This is a genomic window from Streptococcus sp. KHUD_011, assembly GCF_046352925.1.
Classification (GTDB): domain Bacteria; phylum Bacillota; class Bacilli; order Lactobacillales; family Streptococcaceae; genus Streptococcus.
Genome location: NZ_CP157578.1, coordinates 1,840,506 through 1,865,128, shown reverse-complemented (window position 1 = coordinate 1,865,128; position 24,623 = coordinate 1,840,506). Strand labels below are relative to the sequence as shown.

Here is a 24,623-nt window from a genome sequence, read left to right as displayed (position 1 = left end):
TAAAAGGAGAAAAAAATGAAGAAAATTGTATTTGCTAGCGCCTTGGCTTTGACTTTGGCTGGAGCAGTTTTGACAAATGATGTTTTTGCGAATGACAGATTGGTGGCAACACAATCTGCTGATGGTAAAAATGAAAATGTCTTGAGTTCAGAAGTGCTTAACCCTGCTAGTGGCAATGTTTTGGTTGGATTAAAAGGAGAATTTTTGACTCCAAACCAACAAGCTATCTTAGATGCCGTCAACGCTATCCGTAAAGAGGCAGCTGACGAAGGCTTGGTAGATAAGTATGTCCCTATCAAATGGTCGACTGACCTAGAAAAGGCAGCTTTTGCTAGAGCTGCAGAAGCTTCTGTAACTATGGATCATACTCGTCTTTCTGGTAAAGAAATTTGGAGTGCTTTCCCATCTGGAAACAGTGTACTTGGAGAAAACTTGGGTTGGAACCATGATGGTTTCCTAAAAGCTCTTGAACAATGGCGTGCTGAAAAAGCAGACTACGTGAAGAAAAAATCAGGTGGTTCAACAAATGGTGGATCTGGTCATTATCAGACTTTGATTAGCCCTAAATTTACACATATGGGGATGGCTGCCTTTAAGAACCCAAATAACCCATATAATGCCGTAACGATTGCTCAGGCTTTTGGTGATGCTGCTACTTCAGAAGAGTTGGTAGGCAGTTACGGTCCTGCTATTCAATATGCAGAAGTGACTTCATCTAACTTGTCAACAGTTAAAAATAAAGCAGTCGTAGTTGAAAAAGCGCTGAAAGAATTTAGAACTTCTAGTTCAGACCAATCTGGTTGGGTGAAAACAGATGGAAAATGGTATTTCTATGAGTCTGGTGATCTGAAGACAGGCTGGGTGAAAACGGGTGGTAAATGGTACTACTTGGATGACCTAGGTGTCATGCAAACTGGATTCGTAAAAGTAGATGGTAGCTGGTATTACTTGAGTAGCTCAGGTGCTATGTTTACAGGCTGGGGTACAGACGGAAATAGATGGTTCTACTTTGATAGCTCAGGAGCTATGAAGACAGGCTGGCTCAAAGAAAATGGAGTCTGGTACTACCTTGATGAATCTGGTATTATGAAGACAGGTTGGTTTAAAGTTGGCCAATACTGGTACTATGCATATGGCTCTGGAGCTTTGGCAGTCAGCACAACAACACCAGACGGTTATAAAGTAAATGGAAATGGTGAATGGGTAAACTAGGCAACTAGAAACTAAAGGAGTTGCTTTCACAACTTTAGATAACATATATTTGTTACTATAATTTTAAAGATGGAGAGAAGAAATAGTGCTTCTCTTCATTTTTATTTTTGTTGACAGTTTATTTCTTAAAAATTTTGAGATGAGTGTGGTTGGAGGGCTTAGCTTCTTTCAAATCAGTTAATTACTTAGTTACTTGATTTTCCCTATCCATTCAATTGTATATCTATCCCTAGAATCTTTTTTGAAATTGATGTATAATGGGAGGAGTTGTATATTTTACCATAAATTAATATACTAATTTAAAAATGTAAAAAGAGGGGAATATGAATTTCAAAACTACTGGAGAAGAAAGACAGAATTTCTCATTAAGAAAATTGGCAGTTGGCCTTGTATCTGTAGCTGTTGCGTGTTTCTTTTTGATGGGAACTGGCCTACAGATTGTATCTGCCCAAGAATCTCATACCGTTAACTATACTTACGTTTTAGAGTCGGATTTGACTGATGAAGAGAAGGGTCTCTTGGTTACATCCCTACCACAAGTAGCGGAAGAAACAGACGCTACCTACTATCTGGTTTATCGAGCAAATCAAGTATTGCCCAATACGGGGACTAGCTCTCCATTAGGAACTGTTGCCTTGGTGGCAGGTCTTAGTTTATTGGTTGTAGTAGTTCTTAAGGGACGTGATGGCAAGAGCAAGATTAGTCGATTCTTGTTAGTAAGCGCTCTAGGCAGTCAGTTGCTGTCTCCAACCGCTCTTGCTTTGACGAGCGAGACACTAGCTGCTTATAATACCCAACTATCGGTCCAGACAGGAGATGCCTTGCCAGCTCCGGTTGATATTCCTGGTTACACTTATCTAGGATATGTAGAAAACAAACCAACTCTTTCTGTACCGACAACTAGCCAGCCAGCAGAATCTACTGGAAATCAAGAAGTTAAATCAGAAAACAGTCAAACTCAAGAAGTGCTTGCAACTCATTCAGCAGATTCGACGATGGGAACTGAATTTGTCAAGCAGTCAAATGACAGCAAGTCTAACTTAGAAAATGTAGATATCTCAGCAGCTACGGCTCCATCTTCTAAAAATGAGGAAACTAGTCAGCAAACGAAAGTTCCTCAGAGTCAGGAAAGCAAGGATACTAATGTTGTCAAAGGCGGGGAGGCAGACCAAAAACCAGAACCGGCTACAGCTCCTGCAACAAATTCAAGCCAAACTGGTGGGAATCAAGAACAGGTAAATCCAGTCCAGCCAGCTCCGACTAGACCAAGAACAGAGGGACAACAAGGGGGGACACCTTCTCCTATAGAGCCCCAACCGCAGGAAAACAATGAAACTCTCATTCAAGCAAAGGGAACTCAAGAGTCAGGTCATGAGGGCGAGGCCCTAGTTCAACCAGTGCAACCAGCGTATACGGATCCAATCAGCACTCAAGGGACCCAAGAGTCGGGTCATGAGGGTGAGGCTCTGATTCAACCAGTGCAACCAGCCTACACAGAACCAATCAGTACTCAAGGGACGCAAGAGCCAGGTCATGAGGGCGAGGCTCTCGTTCAACCAGCACCACCAGTCTACACAGACCCAATCAGCACTCAAGGGACGCAAGAGCCAGGTCATGAGGGTGAGGCCCTAGTTCAACCAGCACAACCAGCCTATACAGATCCAATCAGCACTCAAGGCACCCAAGAACCAGGTCATGAGGGCGAGGCCCCGCTTCAACCAGCACAACCGTCTTATACAGAACCCGTTAGCACCCAAGGTACACAAGAGCCCGGCCATGAGGGTGAAGCCTTAGTTCAACTCGTTCAGCCATCTTACACAGCTCCAATTAGTACCCAAGGTACGCAAGAGCCCGGCCACGAAGGTGAGGCTGCTGTAGCAGAGGCTCTCCCTGAACTGCCTTTGACAAGTAATCATCGTACAGTAACAGAAACCATTCCTCATGAAACTGAAGAAATCGAAGATGCGACTATCTTAAAAAATCACCGAGAAATTGCTCAGAAAGGAAAAGACGGTTTACGAACAATCGAGTATGAAGATTATCTCGTAGATGGTAAGGTAGAAGCTAGCAAGGAAATCTCACGTACAGAAGTAGAGCCAACCAAAGAGATTGTCAAGGTTGGTAGTCTTGTTAAAACCAAACCAACAGTTGAAATCACTAATCTGGTGAAAGAAGAGAGCAAAAAAGCAGTAGCAGTCAACTATCACTTAGATGACCCAACGTCTGCTTTTGTTAAGGCCAAGGCCCAAATTTACCAAAATGGAACACTGGTCAAAGAGGTGAACTTGAAAAATCCATCAGCCCAACAAACGATTGATGGCTTGGACTACTATACCTCATACAATCTGAAGACTTACCTGACCTATAATCTAGGCCAATCTGATCAGGAAAGTACAGAAGTATCAACGAAAGATTTTCAGTTAGACTATAAGAAAATTGAAATCAAAGATGTGGATGAAGTGGGGCTCTATGGTAAGGAAGATGGTCACTACCGTCGTTATCTGAACTTATCAGAAGTACCAAGCGATTTGTCACCTTATTTTGTCAAAGTCAAATCAGACAAGATGAAGGAAATGCTGCTACCAGTTAGCTCTATTAAGGAAACAGAGGATGGGAAATACAAGGTCACCGTTGCCTTCAATGAACTGGTTCAAGAGAAAGGTTCAGCATACAAGGATAACTATAGCTTCACAATTGATAAGCAAAAGATTGCCAAGGACGGTGTCTATACTTCCTTCAAGAAACTGATTGCTGCCATGCAGGGTAATCTCGCTGGAACCTTTAGACTTGGAGCTGATATGACAGCTGATGAAGTGGCCCTAGCTAAGGGACAAACCAGCTATGTGACAGGCACTTTCACTGGTAATCTTATCGGTGCGAGTGATGGGCAGCCATTTGCGATTTATGATCTTAAGACAGCCTTGTTTGATAACTTGACCAAGGCTACTGTGAAAGATATTGACCTTAAAGCGGTAGCGATTAAGAGTCAAGAAGACACAGCTAGCCTAGCAAAAGTAGCTACTAATAGTCAGATTAGTAATGTAGCTGTAGAAGGTCAATTATCAGGTAGTAAGTCAGTGGCAGGTTTGGTAGCGAAGGCTCAAGATACAGAGATAAGCAATAGTTCCTTTACAGGTAGCATTCAGGCCAAGCATACGGATACTTCTCCTTACTATGTGGGAGGTATAGCAGGGCTCCTATCTGGTAATAAGGCTAAGATTGATAAGGTAGCCGTTGATGCAAATATTTCTAGTAATGCCCGCAACAATGACCAATTTGCTGGAGGTATTGTAGGGAAAGTTCAAAGTGGTGCTTTGGTTTCTCATGCATTAGCAAGTGGAACCATCCTCAATACGACAACCTATCCACGTGTCGGAGGTATAGCAGGTTCTACATGGCAAAATGGCCGTATCCATCATGTCGTTAGCATGGTCAATACTGGAGATGGCTATGCCATCACAGGAGACCAATATAAGGGAGCGGACATCAAAGACGCTAGCACTACCGTTGAGAACAAGAAGGCCGATTTCTATGCGATCCCAATCACCCAAGACCAGGCTAGAGAAAAGGTCCAGTCTTATGGGATGACAGTGACACTAGACGATACAGGTCAAACACTCAAGGACAATCAACGAAGTGTGGACTATACTCAGTTAAGCCAAGGCCAAGCTAGTCGAAAAGTTGCTTATCACAATATTGAGAAATTGATGCCTTTCTACAACAAAGAGTTAGTGGTTCACTATGGAAATCAAGTAGATCCTACTGATAAGCTCTATACTACAGAACTGCTGGATGTTGTACCAATGAAGGACAATGACATCATCACAGATATTCAGGCCAATAAAGCAACGATCAATAAGCTTATGTTGCATTTTGCTGATAATACAATCAGCTATCTGGATGTCACCTACAAAGAAGATTTCAAAAATACACAAATTGCAGAGTACAGCGTAGCAGGTAAAAACTTTATCTTTACACCAGAGGCCTTTTTATCTGACTATACGAAAGTGACCAATCAGGTCCTAGCAGATTTGCAAGGGGTCGAATATGACTCAGCAGCTATGAGAAGAGTTCTGGGCATTGAGGCAGATGCTTCACTTGATCCGCTATATTTGGACAAAGAATTTGAAAAAGTTAAAGCCAATATCGGTGAACATCTCCGTAAAGTGCTAGCCATGGACAAGTCTATCAATACGATGGGAGATAGTATAGCAACCTACATTAGCGAAAAAATCAAAAACAACAAGGAAGCTTTCTTGCTTGGTTTAACCTACCTCAATCGCTGGTACAATATCAACTATGATCACATCAATACCAAGGATCTCAATACCTATAAGTTTGACTTTGATGGCAATAGCACAGCTTCAACCTTGGATACCATTATTGCCCTAGGTCAGAGCGGTATGGAAAATCTCAAGGCATCAAATAATATAAGTGCCTATGAAACAACCCTGGCCCCTGCAAAAGGACGTAAGACAGTGACTGATTTACTAGAGTCTTACAGAAAACTCTTCCTACCAACTAAAACCAATAATGAATGGTTGAAGACAAATACCAAGGCCTATATCGTAGAGAGTAAGTCAGCAATTCCAGAAGTGCGTGCCAAACAAGAGTCAGCTACACCAGATAGTAAGTATACGCTGGGAGTCTATGACCGTATTACGGCACCAAGTTGGAAATTAAAAAATATGCTCCTACCGCTATTTACATTGCCAGAAGAGGATGTTTATGTGATTTCAAACCTTTCTACCTTGGCCTTTGGTGGCTACGAACGCTATCGTGACCGTGTCAATAATACAGTCTTGTCAGGAGAGGAATTGCGTCAGTATGTCCGTGCTAAGGTCGACCAGTCGGCTGAATGGCAACGAGACCACTATGATATCTGGTACCATCTCCTTTCACCAGAATACAAAGAAAAACTCTTCCGTTCAGTCATGGTGTCAGATGGCTTTGGTATGAAAGATAGCAATAGCAAGTATTACTGGGCTACCCTGTCTGATAAGGCCATTGATTCTATCTACAACTTCTTTGGACCAACTGGTAAGTGGTATGGGGAAAGTAAAGGAGCTGGAGCTTATGCCAACGGTTCAGAGGTTCACTATGTCAGCGACCGCTTGTTGGATAAGTACGGAACATCTGTCTATACCCATGAAATGGTTCATAATTCTGACGGACATATTTACTTTGAAGGAAAAGGTCGTCGTGAAGGATTGGGAGCAGAGTTGTATGCCTTAGGACTGTTGCAATCTGCTGACAACCTAGATAAGGATGCCATTGTCTTGAATACTCTCTATAAAGGGGATAAGGATTCACCAACTCGCTTGCATACTTATGATCCGACAAGCCGCTTCACATCAGCCGCAGCCTTGCAAGAGTATGTGCACGGTATGTACGATGTCTTGTACACCTTGGATGCTATGGAAGCCAATGCCATTTTAACTAAGTCAAATGATGTTAAGAAAAAATGGTTTAGAAAAATAGAGAATTTCTACATTGAGGACAAGTATCATAAACAAACTCATGCTGGAAACTCTGTTCGTCCATTGACAGATGCTGAAGTAAGTAAACTAACCAGTCTGGATGCCTTGATTGACAATGATATCATCAACCGTCGGGCTTACCGTGATAAGAGCGACTATACTCGTAATGGTTATCATCTGATCAGCATGTTCTCACCGATTTATGCTGCCCTCAGTAATCCAAAGGGTGCGCCTGGTGACATCATGTTTAGAAAGACAGCCTACGAATTGTTGGCAGAAAAAGGTTATCAAGATGGGTTCTTACCATATGTATCCAACCAATATGCAGAAGAAGCTAAACGAAACGGGGACATTACCTATTCAGATTGGCACGGAAAAGATGTGGGACTCATCACTGATAGTCTCGTCTTGAAAAATGTCTTTGCCAACCAATATGGTTCATGGGCTGATTTCAAGAAGGATATGTTTAATAAACGTATTCGCAAGCAAGACCAGTTGAAACCAATCACTATTCAGTATGAACTTGGTGTACCAAACAGCAGCAAGGAGATTACAATTCGTTCAGCTGCTCAAATGCAAGAACTCATCGATCAAGCAGTGGCAAAAGATGTGGCTAACATTGACCGTACGACAAGCCACGCTCCTGCAAGTTGGGTCCACTTATTAAAACAAAAAATCTACAATGCCTACCTACGTAGCACAGATGATTTCAGAGAATCGATTTATAAACAATAAGAAAACTCCCCCACGCTATCCTGTCTAAGCCAGTCTATCTTGCAGATGGTCAGTCTTTGTGATAGAATAGCATAAAGTCCTTTTGAGGGAGAACTTGCTAGGAAATCCCCAAGCATTGTAACGGATGAACCACCCTCGCCTTTTTGTGAGGGTGGTTTTTCGTCTGTAAGAAGTAAATAATAGAGAAAGAGTGTATAGCATGTCGAGAATTGTCACTATCCATCCAGTCAAGGAAATCTATCGTTATGGCTTTGAGAGTACCCAGGTCTATCGAGCACGTATAGCACGACATCTAGGTTTGGAATATGTCCATCTTGTGTCGAGTCCTCAGCTTCGTCCTGACTGGAAGAAAGACTTAATCAAGTTAGGATTTTTAGAAAAGGAATTGCTCTGCGTTCCTCATAGCTTTTCAGATATGGGGCATGCTGACTTGACAGTGAGACCAGAAAGTCTAACACTAGCAGCTGGCGATCAGGTTGAGCTCAATGAGGATGGCTTTGTGGCCTCTGTGACCCTAGGAGATGGTTCTGGAAGATATTACTATACCAAGGGTCCTTTCTTGTTTGAAGATTTCAAGGAAAAGGAACTTCGTTGGTATCATGAAAATGGAGAACTGGCTCTGGAAGGACGCTTTATCGATCCTTTCAAAGAACCCTCACCTGTCACCATCTTCTATCCAGAGTATATCTACCGCATTGAGGGAGAAATTTGTTCTGAGGAAGACTTGCTGGTCAAGTTCCTAGCCAGATGGGCTCAGCAAACCGATCTCTTCATCCGTGACCAACAAATCGTTCCCAAACCTAGCCTCTGGCGTTACATGGAAAACACGGACAAAAATTACTATGAAGTCGTCCATGAAAATATCATGCGAGACTTACGCCTCGCCAATCTACGCAAGGCAAACAGATATCTAGTTGCCAGTGAAAAGTTGACAGAAAGCTTGGCGCAAGAAGGCTACCAGACAAGATTCCTGCCACCTATGTTTACAGAAGATCCTGGTCAAATCAAGGAAATGGGACCTGTTTTGGACTATTGCTTAGTGGGTCATATGGGAGAAGGTAAGAACGTTGAATTTGTCATTGAAGCCTTTATCGAACTCTACAAACGTGGCTCCAAGGCCCAGATTACCTTTTATGGTGGTACAGAGGAGCGTCTAGAGGAACTACGCAATCGCTATGACCTGCCACCAACCATTCAGTTCAAAGGTATTGTCGATGAGGTTCCTTACCACCTCCACCAGTGCTACCTGTCGGCTAGTTTTACAGAATTATTTGCCAACGCCTGCGTCGAAGCCCTCAATCAAGGTTTGCTTGCCTTGTTATCAGATGTGGAAATCGCCCATCGTTTCTATGCCGGTCAGTCAGATGCCATCCGCCTCTTCCGAAATAAGGGACAATTGATCCAAATGATAGAAGAGATGGAACAAGCGGATTATCGCCAATCAAATGCAGAAAATATCGCCCTAGCGGCCCACTATTCACTAGGGACAGTAGCCCAAAGCTACCGCGAACTACTAGATAGGAAATTCTAGGATGTTGGGAATTCTAGTCACCCTATCGCTGTATTTTTGCTTGATTTCCTGGATAGCCTATCGGAAAAAAGGGAGCGAAGAGGACTATTATCAGGTTAAGAAAGCTGTTCCTGTGACCGTTTTGGCCTTCTCGGTCTTTGCGACCTTGCTCAGCCCTATTTCCTTTCTGACTCTGGTGGGAAATGCCTATACAGGCAGGTTTTATCTCTGGTTTGCCCAGTGTGGCATCTTTCTAGCCATTCCCCTCGCCCACCGCTACTTTTTGCCCCTCTATCAAAAGGGAAGCTACGAGACGGCCTATCATCTTTTAGAAGACAAGTTTCAATCGTCTGGCATTCGCTCACTGGCCTCAGGCCTTTTCATCCTCTACCAGTTGGGGCGAATAGCAGTTGTGATCTACTTGTTGTCACAGGCCCTAGAGCCCTTTATCCCTATCAATCAGCTGGTCTTGTCAGCTTTGCTCCTTCTCTTGACGGTCTATTATCTGGCAAGAGGAGGTCTCTTGGTTGTCCTGTGGACGGATTTCTTTCAAGGCTTGGTCCTGCTGGCTATACTGGCCCTCTTTTTACCAAGGATTGCCCAATCAGGCCTCGTCATGAATAGCAGTCAGCAACTATCTCACTTTGTAGAGACCTTGGATGGGCGGACAATCTTGATCTTGGTTGCAGGAGCAGGTTTTAGTAGCCTGTTTTCCTACGTTTCTTCTCAGGATATCGTCCAACGTTTTAACAGCAAAATGGGGCGTCAAAAGATTGGAAAAATTTTATGGCTTCAAGGCCTCTTGTCCTTTGGAATTGCCAGTTTACTGTATCTGATTGGCTGCTTGATTCGTCAGGAAAATTTCGCCACAACCTCGACCAATCCCGTTCTCATTGCTTACGCTCGGGAAAGTCTGGCACCTTGGTTTGGTAGTTTCATTATGCTGGCTCTCTTGGCAGCGGGTCAATCCACGATCTCATCCAGTATGAATGCAATCGTGACCTGTTTGAAGTTGGATTTTGCCTGGTCAAAGATTCGCTGCTCACCAAGCCTCCTGTCCTTTGTCTTAGCAGGCCTGTCTTGGCTCCTCTGCCTCTTACTCATGAATGCAGAAATTTACTCCATCTACGAATGGATTAACGGCTTTATGGGTCTGACACTGGGTGTGATTGGAGGTTTGTACCTCTTGGTCTTACTTCTCAAAAAGCCGAGTTTACAACTGGCTAAAATCTATCTGGTCTTTAGTCTAGGAGCCTTGGCCCTCTATCATTACAGTGGCCTTTTTGCCACCCCCAATCCTTGGTTAAATAGCATCATCACCACCCTATCTGCCCTATTTATCTCAATTCTAGGAAGACTATATGAAAGCAACATCTAAACCCATAGCCGTCATTTTAATCCGTGCAGGTTCACGCGGCTTAGTGGATAAAAATATCAAACCGCTTGCAGGCAAACCCTTGGTTTTCTACACCATAGAAGTCGCTTTAGCCTCCAAGTTATTTAGTGAAATCTGGGTCTCCTCAGACTCGCTAGCCTATCTGGAACTTTGTCGTCAAGCCTATCCAGAGATTCATTGTGTCCATAGACCAAAAGAACTGGCCTTGGCAACAACCTCTAGCTTAGAAACCTTACGAGACTTTTTAAAACCCTTTGAGGAAGAGCAGATCTTCGTGAATCTACAGGTGACCTCACCTCTGAGAGAAGTAGAGCACCTCATCGACTCCTATCAACTCTACTGTCAGTCTGGCGCTGACCATCTGATTTCCTGTGTCAAGGCAGACAAGAGTCGTAGTCTTTTCTTGCAACTGGAGGAGTCGACTTTTATCCGTCCGCCACAGGTTTCCAAGCACTATGCTCGGCAAAAAGAGCCTGTCTATTACTATCCCAACGGTAGTATCTGGATTTCTCGCAAGGATCGTTACCTACGAGATGAGACCTTTTATACAGATAAGACAGTAGCCTATGAAATGCCCAAACTCTATTCTTATGATATCGACGATGCCTTGGATTTTGAAGTCGTTGAGACCTTGCTGCACCATCATCACCTAGGAGAATCAAAGAGATGAAACACCTCATCATTGCTACAACGCCCTTGCAGGCCAAGATTGCCCAGCATATCAAGGGACTCTATCCTGATCAGAACTTTGTCAGCCTCTATGTTAGTCCTGTCAAAAATGCCCGTCATGAATATTATGCTCAGGAATTTGACCATGTTCACTATCCACAGACGGCAGAGGACTTGGCTCAGATTTGTCAGGAGATGGCTGGAGATTATGACACTATCTTTTATGCCAGTTTTGACAATAGCTTGATTCTGGACTTGATTGCTAGTTCGACCTATCAGCACCTCATGAGTTTCGATGATGGTTATGCGGATATTTACCCCTTGGGCATGTATGCCCGGCCTCTCCATCCCAGTCAGATTGGCTCCTTGGGCTTGAGCAGAGATGACTTGATTGAGCGGACGGAAAAGCACTATACCCTCTATCGCAGTGACTACCATGTTGTAGCGAGAGAAAAACTAGTCTATCTGGAGCATTTTTTTGACTTGCCCCAAGCACCCGTTTCAAATGGCAAGACGGTCAAGGTTCTGCTGGGACAAAAGTTCTCTGAAGAGGACGACCAAATCTCTATTCGCTTTATCGGCACCTATGCCAAGGCCTTGGCAATTGACCTCTATCTGCCCCATCCCAAGGAGACTTTCACTATACCAGATGTGACTTACTTGGAGACGGAGCTAATCTTTGAAGATGTACTAGCCCAACTCTTTCAAGAATATGAGTTCGTTCATGTCTATCACTTCACCTCGTCTGTCAGCCTCCACTTACAAGACCTGCCCCATGTGACCATCACAGGCATTTCCCTCCCCTACTATGAGGACCGTCAAAAAGAATTGCGCCGTTTAGGTTGTCAGTTTGAAAGGGTTTCACTTGGCTGGTAGCACAAATGTATATTTTAGGAAATATAAATCCATGCACTAGCTTGGATTTTTTTATATTTCAACATACTATAAATAAGTAGTTTGAGCTATCAAAAAATTGAGCAATATTCTTGTTTTAGAGGATGAAAGGTGTTAGAATAGGAACATCGGTTTTTCAGGTTTACTAATCATTTATTACCATAATGATATTATAAATTTTAAAAATCATACAAAAATAATAGTAAAGGATACTAAGGATATTTATAAATAAAAAAGAAAAATTTTCCATTCGTAAGTTTAAAGACGGTCGTTCAGATTCAGTCAAAATCGGTACAGTCGCTCTGATTGTCGGTGCAGCCCTTGCAATGGCAGGACAAACCCAGACTGTAGAAGCAGCGATGACAGAAAATAGTGACAATACAACAACGATTTCTAATGATAAGGGGTCAGTAATTGTAGATACAGCTAATATTCAGAACCCAGATGCAGGTAGGCAATTTTCAACTGATCCAACTGCAGAGGGAACAAATACAATTACTAAAACTGGAAAAGTAGATTACAAATATGTAACTGCTGAAGGGAATACTGTATTAGAAGAAAACAAAAACCAAAATTCTGGTGCTGATAAAACTATCGAAACACCATACGATGTATACGGCAAATCAGGAGAAGTTTTCAAAGAAACTACTGGTGGCGATGCAGAAGATAGTGACCTAAATGACGCTAAAGAAAATGGTAAGAAAGAAACTATTGAAAAAGATGGAAAAACTTACCACCTAATCGGAGAACCTAAGGTTGAAACTACTGGAGACGGTGGAGGAGTATACTCTGACACAACTCTAGGTGATGTAACTGCGAAATTGACTCCAGAAGGATTAAGCAATTCAGAAGGTAAAATCACTTATGATACTGTAAAACCTGGTGGAAAAGCTTGGATCGTTGAACAAACAGGAAAAGGAACATATGGTAAATATGTTCAAGCCAATTCAGGTGACATCACTTCTGACGATAAAATGAGAGATGCTTTCACAGCTGGAGAAGCAACAGCAAAAAACTTCACTTCAGCTAACGTAACAGCTGATGGTGGAATCAAAGAAGGAGACTATGTTTTCGTCCTTGAGAAAAATACTTATGTAACAGCTAAAACTGAGAGTTTCTCTTTAACAGCACAGATACAATTGTCATCTAGTGATAATGTAGCAGATGGTAAAGATGGAATTGGGGCCACTTTAAATAGAACATATGCAATGGTAGAAAACTTTAAAGCGGCTCCAGATACTTTAACAGGAGAAGCGAACAAAACTCTTGTAAAAAACTATCTTGCATATCTTCAAGAAAAAGGATTTGAAGATAACCTCCTTAATTTCAAACGATATATTACTTTAGGAATAGCGGCAAAATCAGAAAATGCTGGTCCTCTGGAGATTAGTGCTGATAAGGGAGATCAAGTTGATGCTAAAGGAAGACCTACAACTGATATAATAGCTGATATAGCAAGCGTTACCGATCAAGAAACAAGTACTTTAGAAGATAGTCCTAATTTTCTTATGAAATTTTCTGATCCTTCGCCGGAAGTTGAAGAGTACTCTTACCGTGATGAAATCACTCCACTTCGTGCATACCGTTTAGCAAGTGGTACTACAACAATCACTTACACTTATGCAGAAGAAAAAACTCGTGAAGTAGAGAAAAAAGGTTCGGTAGTAGTTAACTACCAAACAGAAGACGGAACAGAATTAAAAGCTCCTTACACAGATACTCCTGAAACAGTAGCTGAAGTAGTAACTGAGAAATACTATGTAAATGCTGATGGACAAGATGTAATCGTAAGCAGTACTAAAGCGCCTAAAAACATAGCGTACAATACTAAAGAAAACGCAGATGAAAAACCAGAAAAACTAACAGATGCAAATGGTAATGTTTACTACCTAAAAGCAGATGCTACTAAAACAGCTGTAAATGATGAAGAAAAAGACGCTCCAGCTGAAGAAGGTACAGTAGTAGAAGGTGTTACAAAAGTAACTTACGTTTATGAAAAAGCTGGATCAGTTATCGTTAACTACAAAATCAAAGATGGAGACGCTCTTACAGGTACAGTAGTTGGAGACGAAAGCAAAACTGTAGCTTCAGGTACGAAAGATGTTGATAACGGTAAACCAGGTACAGCCTATAACACTGCAGATAACGGAATGAAACCAGAACGTATTAAAACTGCAGACGGAAAAGTTTACCAACTAGAATCAACTGAAGGTGATGAAACAGGTGAAGTAGTAGCTGGAGAAACGAAAGAAGTAACCTACGTTTATAATGAAGTTAAAGGTAATGTTGTTGTTAAGTATGTAGATACTGAAGGGAACACACTTGCTGATGACGAACAAGATGAAACAGATGCTTCTCTAAATGTTAAATACGACACAACTGACCATAAAAAAGAATCTATCGAAAAAGCTGGTGTTAAATACTACTTAACAGCTAAAGAACTTAAAGATGGTTCTAAACCAGCAACAGGAGATGTAGTTGAAGGTACTACTGAAGTAACTTACGTTTACGAAAAAGCTGGATCAGTAATCGTTCACTATACAGATCAAGAAGGTAACCCAATATCTGGAACAGATCCAGAAGGAAATAATGTTCCTGAAACTAATAATGATACAACAGATGGAAGACCAGGAACTGACTATAACACTGCAGATAACGGAATGAAACCAAACCGTATTAAAACTGCAGAAGGAAAAGTATACGAACTAGTACCTGCTTCTACAATCGGAAATGAAACTGGTAAAGTTGTAGCTGGAGATACTGTAGAAGTAACATACGTTTATAAAGAAGTAAAAGGTAACGTTGTCGTTAAGTATGAAGATACTGAAGGTAACGTAATTGCTGAAGACGAAAAAGACGAAACAGATGCTTCTCTAAACGTTAAATATGACACAGCTGACCACAAAAAAGATGAAATCACTAAAGACGGTGTTAAATACTACCTAACAGCTAAAGCACTTAAAGATGGTTCTAAAGAAACTGGAGACGTAGTAGAAGGTACAACAGAAGTAACTTACGTTTACGAAAAAGCAGGACAAGTAGTCGTGAACTATCAAACAGAAGACGGAACTCCATTAGTAGGTGTTGATGCAGCAGGTGCGAATGTAGCTTCAGGTGCAAAAGACACTGTAGACGGAAGACCAGGATCAGCATATGACACTTCTGATAACGGAATGAAACCAAACCGTATCACAACAGCAGAAGGCAAAGTATACGAACTTTTACCAACAGCAACTAAAGGCGACGAAACAGGTACAGTAGTAGCTGGAGAAACTAAAGAAGTAACATACGTTTACAAAGAAGTTACTGGTGACGTAGTAGTTCACTATGTTGACACAGAAGGTAACACTATCGCAGCTGATAAAGATGATCTTAAAGGTGCATCTCTAAGCGAAAAATATGACACTGCTGTTGACAACAAACCAGAAAAAATCACTGCAGAAGACGGAACTGTATACTACATTACAAAAGCTGGTCTTAAAGAAGGTTCTAAACCAGAAACAGGAAATGTAGTAGAAGGTAAAACTGATGTCACTTACGTTTATGAAAAAGCTGGATCAGTAGTCGTAAATTACCAAACAGAAGACGGAACTCCATTAGTAGGAACTGCCGACGGTAAAGATATTGCTTCAGGTGCCAAAGACACTGACAATGGAAAACCAGGTTCTGAATATAACACTGCAGATAATGGAATGAAACCAACTCGTATCACAACTGCAGAAGGAAAAGTATACGAACTAGTACCAACAGCAACTAAAGGTGACGAAACTGGTAAAGTTGTTGCTGGAGAAACTAAAGAAGTAACATATGTTTATAAAGAAGTTAAAGGTAACGTAGTAGTTCACTATACAGATGAGGCAGGAAATAAAATTGCTGAAGATGCTAAAGATACAACAGATGGATCAATTAGCACACCATATGACACTTCTGATAACGGAATGAAACCAGAACGTATTACGACTCCAGAAGGCAAAGTTTACCAATTAGTCCCAGCATCAACTAAAGGTGCTGAAACTGGTAAGGTTACTGAAGGAACTACAGAAGTAACCTACGTTTATAAAGAGGTAACTGGTGATGTAGTCGTTCACTATGTTGACACAGAAGGTAACACAATCGCAGCTGACAAAGATGACCTTAAAGGTGCATCTCTAAGCGAAAAATATGATACTGCTGTTGACAACAAACCAGAAAAAATCGAAAAAGACGGAACTGTTTACTACTTAACAGCTAAAGCTCTTAAAGATGACTCTAAACCAGAAAACGGAGACGTAGTAGAAGGTAAGACTGAAGTAACCTACGTTTACGAAAAAGCTGGACAAGTAGTCGTTCACTACACTGATGAAAAAGGTAACACTATTCAAGCAGATGCTGTTGATACCAAAGACGGTAAACCAAACACAGACTACAACACTGCTGATAACGATATGAAACCAACTCGTATCACAACTGCAGAAGGCAAAGTATACGAATTAATCCCTCAATCAACTAAAGGTGCTGAAACTGGTAAAGTTAAAGCTGGAGAAACTACAGAAGTAACTTACGTCTACAAAGAAATCACAGGTAATGTCGTCGTTCACTACGTTGATACAGAAGGAAACACACTTGCTGAAGATACGAAAGATGTAGAAAATGGATCACTAAGTGAGAAATATGACACAACTGACAACAAACCAGCTAAACTTGAAAAAGATGGTACTGTTTACTACTTAACAGCTAAAGAATTGAAAGACGGTTCTAAGCCAGAAAACGGTGCTGTTGTAGAAGGAACTACAGAAATTACTTATGTATACGAAAAAGCAGGAAACGTTCTTGTTCATTACGTAGATGAAGCTGGTAACACTCTTCAAGCAGATGCTGTTGATACTAAAGACGGTCAACCAGGAGCTAAATACGATACTTCTGATAACGATATGAAACCAACTCGTATCACAACTGCAGAAGGCAAAGTATACGAATTAGTACCGGCATCGACTAAAGGTAATGAAACTGGAGACGTTGAAGCAGGTAAGACTACAGAAGTAACTTATGTTTACAAAGAAGTGAAAGGAAACGTAGTCGTTCACTACACTGATGAAGCGGGTAACACAATCGCTGAAGACGTTAAAGATACGACTGACGGATCAGTAAGCTCAGCATATGACACAACTGACAACAAACCAGCTACAATCACTACAAAAGATGGTAAGGTATATGTACTTGTACCAACATCAACTAAGGGTGAAGAATCTGGTAAAGTAACAGAAGGAACTACAGAAGTAACTTATGTTTACAAAGACGTCAAAGAAGAAGCTTCTAAAGAAATCGATAAAGCTTTGTCTGAAAAAGAAAGTAAGATTAAAGAAAATCCTGAGTTAACAAACGAAGAGAAAGAAAAAGCGATTGAAGATGCTAAGAAATCAGCAGAACAAGCTAAGAAAGCATTGAAAGAAGCGAAAACTCCTGAAGATGTAGAAAAATCTACTACAAAAGCTAAAGAAGATGTAGAAAAATCTCCTGTTACTCCAGAAGACAAGCCAAAAGCGAAAGAAACGATTGATAAAGCTCTAGAAAATAAAGTGAAGAAGATTGATGAAAATCCAAACTTGACTCCAGAGCAAAAAGAAAAAGCTAAGGAAGAGGCTAAGAAAGATGCTGAAGAAGCTAAGAAAGCCATCGACAAAGCACCTTCTAAAGAAGAAGTAGAAAAAGCGAAAGAGAATGGTAAGAAAGAAGTTGAGAAAGATACTCCAACTCCAAACAAACCATCAACTCCATCAGAAAATGATAAGGATCAGCCAACTACACCTTCTCCAGAAGAAAAAGCTAAAGCGAAAGAATCTGTCGATAAAGACTTGGAAGAAAAAATCAAGAACATTGATAAAGATCCAAGCTTGACTCCAGAGCAAAAAGAAAAAGCTAAGGAAGAGGCTAAAAAAGAAGCTGAGAAAGTTAAGAAATCAATCGAAGAAGGTAAGACGACTGAATGGGTAGACGAAAAAGGAAACCCAATCAAACCTGTAACACCAGGAACATATCCAGCAGGATCAACTCCTAACTACGAACTAGTAGGAACAGTTACAAACCCAGAAACAGGAAAAGTAACTCACATCTTCAAACCAGTAACTAAAGAAGGAAAAACTACAGTATGGGTGGATGTCAATGGTAAACCATTGAAACCAGCTGCACCAAGAACAGAAGAAGCAGGAACTGTACCAAACTACAAACTAGTAGGTACAACTACAGATCCAGATACTGGTAATGTAATCCACGTATTTACTCCTACACCAGTTGTTAACAAGGTAACTGAGTGGGTTGATACAGAAGGAAAAGTAATCCGTCCGCAAGAAGATGGATCAAAAGTACCAGGAGAAGTACCTAACTATGAATTGGTAGGAACAGTTACAAACCCAGAAACAGGCAAAGTAACACACATCTTCAAATCAACAACATCTGACAAACCTTCTACAGTATGGGTAGATGTCAATGGTAAACCATTGAAACCAACTGCACCAGGGACAGAAGAAGCTGGAAATGTACCTAATTATAAATTCGTAGAAACGAAAGTAAATCCAAAAACAGGAGACCAAATCCATGTATTTACTCCTACACCAGTTATCAACAACATCACAGAGTGGGTTGATACAGAAGGTAATGTTATTCGTCCGAAAGAAGAAGGTTCACAACCAGCAGGTAAAGTACCAAGCTATGAATTAGTAGGAACTGTTAAAGATCCAGAAACAGGCAAAGTACTTCACATCTTCAAACCATCAACTAAGAAACCAGTGACAGTATGGGTAGATGTAAACGGTAAGCCATTGAAACCACTAGCTGAAGGTGATAATCCAGCTGGAGAGATCCCAGGATATGCATTGGTAGATACAATAAAAGTTGAACGAACTGGTAATGTCATCCACGTATTTAAACGTACTACAAATGGAAGACCTCAAAAAGAAGGTTCTACAAATGGAGGATCACTCATTCCATCTCAACCAGGTTCTCCAGCAAGACCTGCAACAAACCCAACAAGTCCGGTGAAACCGACAGACCCAAGTCAGCCAACAACACCGGCTAACCCAGCAACACCGGCTGCTCCGGCTAACCCAGCAAATCCAGCAACACCGGCTAATCCAGCTGCTCCAGCGATGCCATCAGCGCCAGTCAATGGTGAAGCACCACAAGCTCCAGCAGCTTCATCAGAAGCTAAAGGACAAGCAGAGCTTCCAAACACTGGTACAGCAGACAATGCTAGCCTAGCAGCACTTGGACTTCTTGGAGTCTTGAGTGGATTTGGACTTGTTGCTCGCAAGAAAAAAGAAGACTAATTCTAATTAGATTTTTCTGATAAGATTAAGGAGTAGGATATTCTATCCGCTCCTTTTTCTGTTGGTATATAAATAGATGTGATTTTATTACAGTTTACAAGGGTTTTTTAAGGATTTTAATTGCACTTTCTCCAGTCTTTCTTGTATAATGAATAAAAAAGGAAAAAGAGTATTATGAAAAAGAAATGGATGTTAGGGTTGGCTATGGCTCTGTCAGTGACTTGCTTGACTGCTTGTAGTTCAATTGATTTGCCAGAGCCTTTGAAAAACTTTTTTGGTGGCTCTAAGGAGCAGGCTGAGACAAAAGCAGAAGACCTTTATAAGAGTGTTTTTGAGGATTATGAGGTTATCTTATCTTCTGGTAAGAAACAGGCTCCAGATATTGAAGCCAAGCTTCACAAATCTGACCATATGATAAATTCATGGGTTATCGAAGCAGCTGCAGCGGATCCTTCAAAACAACGTTATACTTTCCTAGATTTAGATGGAGATGGCCAGTCTGAAATGTTGGTAGGTAGCCAAACTGCAGGGAAGAATTACTTCTTTACAGGTTTGTACTATCTGAAAGAAGGGCAACCAACCCTATTAGCAGAGGGTTATGTAGCAGGACATGGTGGTGCGCGTAGCTCTATGAAATTCTTTAAAACAGGTGAGGTCTTAGCTTTGACTTGGTCTTCTGGAACTGGTGAAGGGGAAGGGACTCTTTACAAACTAGAAGGTGCCAAGGGTGCTACAAAAGTAGATAGCAAGTCTATCAAGATTACGGATAAGAAGTTACTTGAGAATTTTGGTAAATCAGAAGCTGACGAAGTTACGGCAGATAAGTTTGCATGGGAAGAGTTTAAATTTACCCCTGCTAAGGAAGAAACGAGTGCTAGCCCTTCCTCTTCTTCTAAATCGGAATCAAGTAGCAGCAGTACGAGCAGTTCATCGAGTGAAAGTAAGAAAGAAGTCAAGGAAACGACTCCTTCCAAAACAGAAGAAACTGGCCCTTGGACAGCTGATAAATCCGCAGCTTTAGCAGCCTTTATGAAGAGTTGGGGTGATGAAATGGGTCAGCCTAACTACCAAAAAGGAATCGCATCGGGGAACATTAGAGCTGACATGCTTTACTGGAAAGACGGTAGCAAACTAGATGCGGAATTTTCAAAAACAGGTAGTGGTACAGCCAAATACCGTATTGTAGAGACTTATAGTAATTGGGATAAATACCCAACCGTTCACAATTACTTCTTTGCAATTACAGACACTGGCGAAGGAATTGTTTTTCATTCGCCAACGACCAATGGTGACAAGATGTATCTCAATCCCACAGAAAACGTTGATTTGAGAAATAACTTTGCTAGTCTGGTTAAATAAACACAAAACAATCCTAGAAGATTTTTCTGGGATTGTTTTTGCTAGGGGAGTTTCTATAAGTTGTCTGACTTGACTTTCATGATGGAAATTATATAATAATTGTAATGATTAAAGTTACAACAAAAGAGAGAAATCGTTATGACCTATGAATACAAGAGTCACATTTATTTGGCAGAGGCAGTTTTAAATGTAAAGGATTTGGCAAGTCAAACAACCTTTTATCAGCAAATCATTGGTTTAGAAATCTTATCTCAGACTGAGACAGAGGTCATTCTAGGCCTTGGTGGAAAACCCTTGGTACAGTTGATTCAAGCACAAGAGAGCGGAGAAGTAAGGGAACATTATGGCCTTTACCATCTGGCTATTCTCTTGCCGACACGCAAGGCTTTGGCTGATGTTTTGAAACACCTGACGGATTTGCAGATTCCTCTTGTCGGCGGTGCAGATCATGGTTATAGTGAGGCCCTTTATTTGGAGGATTTGGAGGGAAATGGTATTGAACTCTATCGAGATAAGCCAGTTTCCACATGGGATATTCGAGAAGATGGGCGTATTATCGGGGTCACTGAGGCCCTTGCAGCGCAGGATATCTATGAGTTGGGGGAAAGAGTAGAGCCCTTTATCCTAGCAGACGGTACGAGAATGGGGCATATCCATCTTTCCGTCAAGGATAGTCGAAAGTCCAGCCAGTTTTATCAAAAGGTGTTAGGACTAGAGGATAAATTCAGTGTGCCTAGCGCTAGTTGGATTGCGGCTGGAGATTATCATCATCATTTAGCAGTCAACGAATGGGGAGGAAAAAATCTGGCTCCGCGTAAGCAAGGTTTGCTAGGCTTAGCCTACTATGTCATTGAAGTCGCGAGTAAGGAAGAACTGTTAACGATTGCCCGGCGAGCACAAGAAGTTGATGTACCAATCAAGTGGCTGACATCTAGCCAGCTGGAAATTGCAGACCCAGACGGAATCGTGACCCGTATTCGCTTAGCAAGATAGGCAAGATGTGATGAAAAACAGAGCATAAATTGTAGAAAGTACCCCTTATCCTAGTCGGATATGTAGAAAATTTGATATGATAGTAGGGAACAAGGAGAAGAATACAATGACCAGTGAATACCAGAAAATGATTGCAGGAGAACCCTATCATCCGTTTGACCCCGAGTTGCGGGCTTTGGCTCAGACAGCACGTCAGAAGCAGGCAGATTTCAACCAGGAGCTAGACCCCTCGAAAGGGGCGGAGATTATCAAGACTTGGTTTGGTTCAACGGGGGAAAATCTCTATGTCAATCCACGCCTGGTGGTCGATTATGGAGTCAATATTCATCTAGGGGAAAATTTTTATTCTAATTGGAACTTGACTATGCTGGATGTTTGCCCGATTCGTATCGGAGACAATGCTATGATTGGCCCCAACTGTCAGTTTTTAACCCCACTCCATCCGCTGGATCCGCATGAACGCAATTCAGGGGTCGAATACGGCAAGCCCATCACTATCGGTGACAATTTCTGGGCTGGAGGTGGCGTCATTGTTCTTCCTGGAGTGACACTGGGCAATAACGTAGTGGCAGGAGCAGGGGCCGTGATTACCAAGTCCTTTGGCGATAACGTTGTTCTAGCTGGTAATCCTGCGCGCGTGATGAAGGAGATACCTGTGAAATAGAAGTAAAAAAGGAACAGAGGAGGTTGTTTCTTTTTTGTAGGTTTCATCATCTTTTGCCCAGCCCACATTTACCTACTCTATATCTTAGCAAGTTTGTTTCATTAAGCAATTTTAAAGCATTTCGTAACCGGGATGCTTTTTTCTCCTCAGTTTATCAGCCCCCTCCTTGACACTCGGTCAGCTTTTGATACAATAGTACAAAATTAGAGGAGGTAGGCTATGATTCAGAAGCATGCGATTCCTATTTTAGAGTTTGATGACAACCCTCAGGCAGTTATCATGCCCAACCATGAGGGGCTGGACTTGCACTTGCCCAAGAAGTGTGTCTATGCCTTTTTGGGTGAGGAGATTGATCGCTATGCTAGGGAAGTAGGGGCGGACTGTGTTGGCGAATTCGTTTCTGCCACCAAGAATTATCCAGTCTATGTAGTCAACTACAAGGGCGAGGAGATTTGTCTGGCTCAGGCTCCTGTCGGTTCAGCTCCAGCAGCCCAGTTTATGGATTGGTTGATTGGCTATGGTGTGGAGCAGATTATCTCTACAGGTACCTGTGGTGTGCTGGCTGATATAGAAGAAAATGCCTTTCTAGTACCTGTTCGAGCTCTGCGAGATGAGGGAGCTAGTTACCACTATGTGGCACCTTCTCGTTATATGGAAATGCAGCCAGAGGCTATTGCTGCTATTGAGCACGTTTTGGAGGCCAGAGGGATTCCTTATGAAGAAGTCATGGCCTGGACGACAGACGGTTTTTACAGAGAAACGGCTGAAAAGGTGGCTTATCGTAAGGAAGAAGGCTGTGCTGTTGTGGAGATGGAGTGTTCTGCGCTTGCGGCAGTAGCCCAACTGCGTGGAGTTCTCTGGGGAGAGTTGCTGTTCACAGCTGATTCCTTAGCAGACTTGGTCCAGTACGACAGTCGTGACTGGGGTTCAGAAGCTTTCGAGAAGGCTTTGGAACTCTGTCTTGAGATAGCCTCTCAGTTCTAGCTATTCTCCTTCTTTTTATGGTACAATGGATGTATGTTATTCAAATTATTTGTGAAAAAAATTGAAAGAGCCTTGGGCGGACTTTCGCCTGCTCGTCGAATTTTTCTGAGTTTCGCTGGAGTTATTTTTATAGGATCTCTCCTTTTGAGTTTGCCCTTTGTTCAGGCGAGTGATTCGCAGGCCACTTATTTTGACCATCTTTTTACGACGGTGTCCATGGTCTGTGTGACTGGCCTTTCTACGCAACCAGTGGCTACTACCTATAATGTCTGGGGGCAATTGATTTGTATGCTCTTGATACAGATTGGTGGTCTGGGGCTCATGACCTTTATCGGGGTCTTTTATATTCAGGGGAAGCAAAAGCTCAGTCTTCGCAGTCGTGAAACTATTCAGGAGAGCTTTAGTTACGGGGAGACTCGCTCGCTGAAGGCCTTTATGAGGTCTATCTTCTTGACGACTTTTCTGGTGGAGGGCTTGGGCGCCTTCCTGCTAAGTTTCCGTTTTATTCCTGAGTTTGGCTGGGGACGGGGCATTTTTACCTCCATCTTTTTAGCCATTTCAGCCTTTTGTAATGCTGGTTTTGATAATTTTGGCAGCAGCAGTTTAGTGGCTTTTCAGACGGATCCCTTGATCAATCTAGTCATTGCTGGCTTGATTATCACGGGTGGTCTCGGCTTTATGGTCTGGTTTGACTTGGCAACCCAGTTTGACAAGAAGAAAAAACGCCGTCTGCGTTTCCACACCAAGTTGGTCCTCTTCTTGACTGCAGGAATTTTGCTGTTTGGGACAGTATCCACACTCTTTACGGAGTGGCACAATCCAGGGACCATTGGCAATCTCAGTGTTCCAGAGAAAGTGATGGTTAGCTTTTTCCAAACCGTCAGCATGAGAACGGCCGGTTTTGCTTCTATTGACTATACCCAAGCTCGGCCTGTGACCTTGTTTATCTATATCCTGCAGATGTTTCTGGGTGGGGCACCTGGAGGGACGGCTGGGGGGCTCAAGATTACGACTTTCTTTGTCTTGTTGGTCTTTGCTCGTAGTGAATTGCTGGGCTTACCTCATGCCAATGTGGCGCAGAGAACCATTGAGGCTCGAACAGTCCAAAAATCCTTTAGTGTCTTCATTATCTTTTTGATGACCTTCCTGTTGGGCTTGGTGTTGCTGGGAATTACAGCAGAAGGAACACCGCGATTTATCTACCTAATGTTTGAGACCATTTCAGCCCTTGCGACAGTTGGGGTAACGGCAAATCTGACACCAGAATTGGGCAAGTTAGCTCTCAGCATTGTCATGGTGCTCATGTTTATTGGCCGTATCGGTCCTTTGACCTTGCTGGTTAGTCTAGCGGATTACCAGCCTGATAAGAAAGATTTGATTCAGTATATGAAAGCAGATATTAGTATTGGATAAGAAAGGAAGAACT

Annotated in this window: 12 protein-coding genes; all 12 read left to right on the top strand. The window is 42.1% G+C overall.

The genetic code is table 11. From position 1 onward, the window contains the following. Positions 1–15: 15 nt before the first annotated feature. A complete protein-coding gene (locus ABKJ27_RS09065) occupies positions 16–1,212 on the top strand; it encodes a CAP domain-containing protein (RefSeq protein WP_410011735.1) in 1,197 nt (398 codons plus the stop codon). Positions 1,213–1,535: 323 nt separating this feature from the next. After that, on the top strand, positions 1,536–7,427 hold the full coding sequence (locus ABKJ27_RS09060; protein ID WP_410011734.1) for a ZmpA/ZmpB/ZmpC family metallo-endopeptidase: 5,892 nt from the start codon (positions 1,536–1,538) through the stop codon (positions 7,425–7,427). 199 nt (positions 7,428–7,626) lie between these two features. Beyond that, the gene (locus ABKJ27_RS09055) at positions 7,627–8,958 is read left to right on the top strand and encodes a glycosyltransferase (protein ID WP_410011733.1); all 1,332 of its coding nucleotides are present in this window, start codon (positions 7,627–7,629) and stop codon (positions 8,956–8,958) included. 1 nt (position 8,959) lies between these two features. Continuing rightward, entirely contained in the window at positions 8,960–10,315 is a 1,356-nt protein-coding gene (locus ABKJ27_RS09050) for a sodium:solute symporter family transporter (protein ID WP_410011732.1), read from the top strand. Beyond that, positions 10,299–11,003, top strand: a complete 705-nt coding sequence (locus ABKJ27_RS09045; RefSeq protein WP_410011731.1) for a cytidylyltransferase domain-containing protein — start codon at positions 10,299–10,301, stop codon at positions 11,001–11,003. The genes ABKJ27_RS09050 and ABKJ27_RS09045 overlap by 17 nt, the downstream gene beginning before the upstream one ends. Further along, a complete protein-coding gene (locus ABKJ27_RS09040; protein ID WP_410011730.1) occupies positions 11,000–11,878 on the top strand; it encodes a glycosyltransferase family 52 in 879 nt (292 codons plus the stop codon). The genes ABKJ27_RS09045 and ABKJ27_RS09040 overlap by 4 nt, the downstream gene beginning before the upstream one ends. 344 nt (positions 11,879–12,222) lie before the next feature. Then, a complete protein-coding gene (locus ABKJ27_RS09035; protein ID WP_410011729.1) occupies positions 12,223–19,197 on the top strand; it encodes a MucBP domain-containing protein in 6,975 nt (2,324 codons plus the stop codon). A 174-nt stretch (positions 19,198–19,371) separates the two neighbouring features. Then, a complete protein-coding gene (locus ABKJ27_RS09030; RefSeq protein WP_410011728.1) occupies positions 19,372–20,556 on the top strand; it encodes a DUF4767 domain-containing protein in 1,185 nt (394 codons plus the stop codon). 138 nt (positions 20,557–20,694) lie between these two features. Next, positions 20,695–21,549, top strand: a complete 855-nt coding sequence (locus ABKJ27_RS09025) for a VOC family protein (protein ID WP_410011727.1) — start codon at positions 20,695–20,697, stop codon at positions 21,547–21,549. A 106-nt stretch (positions 21,550–21,655) separates the two neighbouring features. Next, positions 21,656–22,213, top strand: a complete 558-nt coding sequence (locus tag ABKJ27_RS09020) for a sugar O-acetyltransferase (protein WP_410011726.1) — start codon at positions 21,656–21,658, stop codon at positions 22,211–22,213. A gap of 219 nt (positions 22,214–22,432) precedes the next feature. Continuing rightward, complete coding sequence (locus ABKJ27_RS09015) at positions 22,433–23,197, top strand: nucleoside phosphorylase (protein WP_410011725.1); 765 nt, start codon at positions 22,433–22,435, stop codon at positions 23,195–23,197. A gap of 33 nt (positions 23,198–23,230) precedes the next feature. Continuing rightward, positions 23,231–24,610, top strand: a complete 1,380-nt coding sequence (locus ABKJ27_RS09010) for a TrkH family potassium uptake protein (RefSeq protein WP_410011724.1) — start codon at positions 23,231–23,233, stop codon at positions 24,608–24,610. The last annotated feature ends 13 nt before the right edge of the window (positions 24,611–24,623 follow it).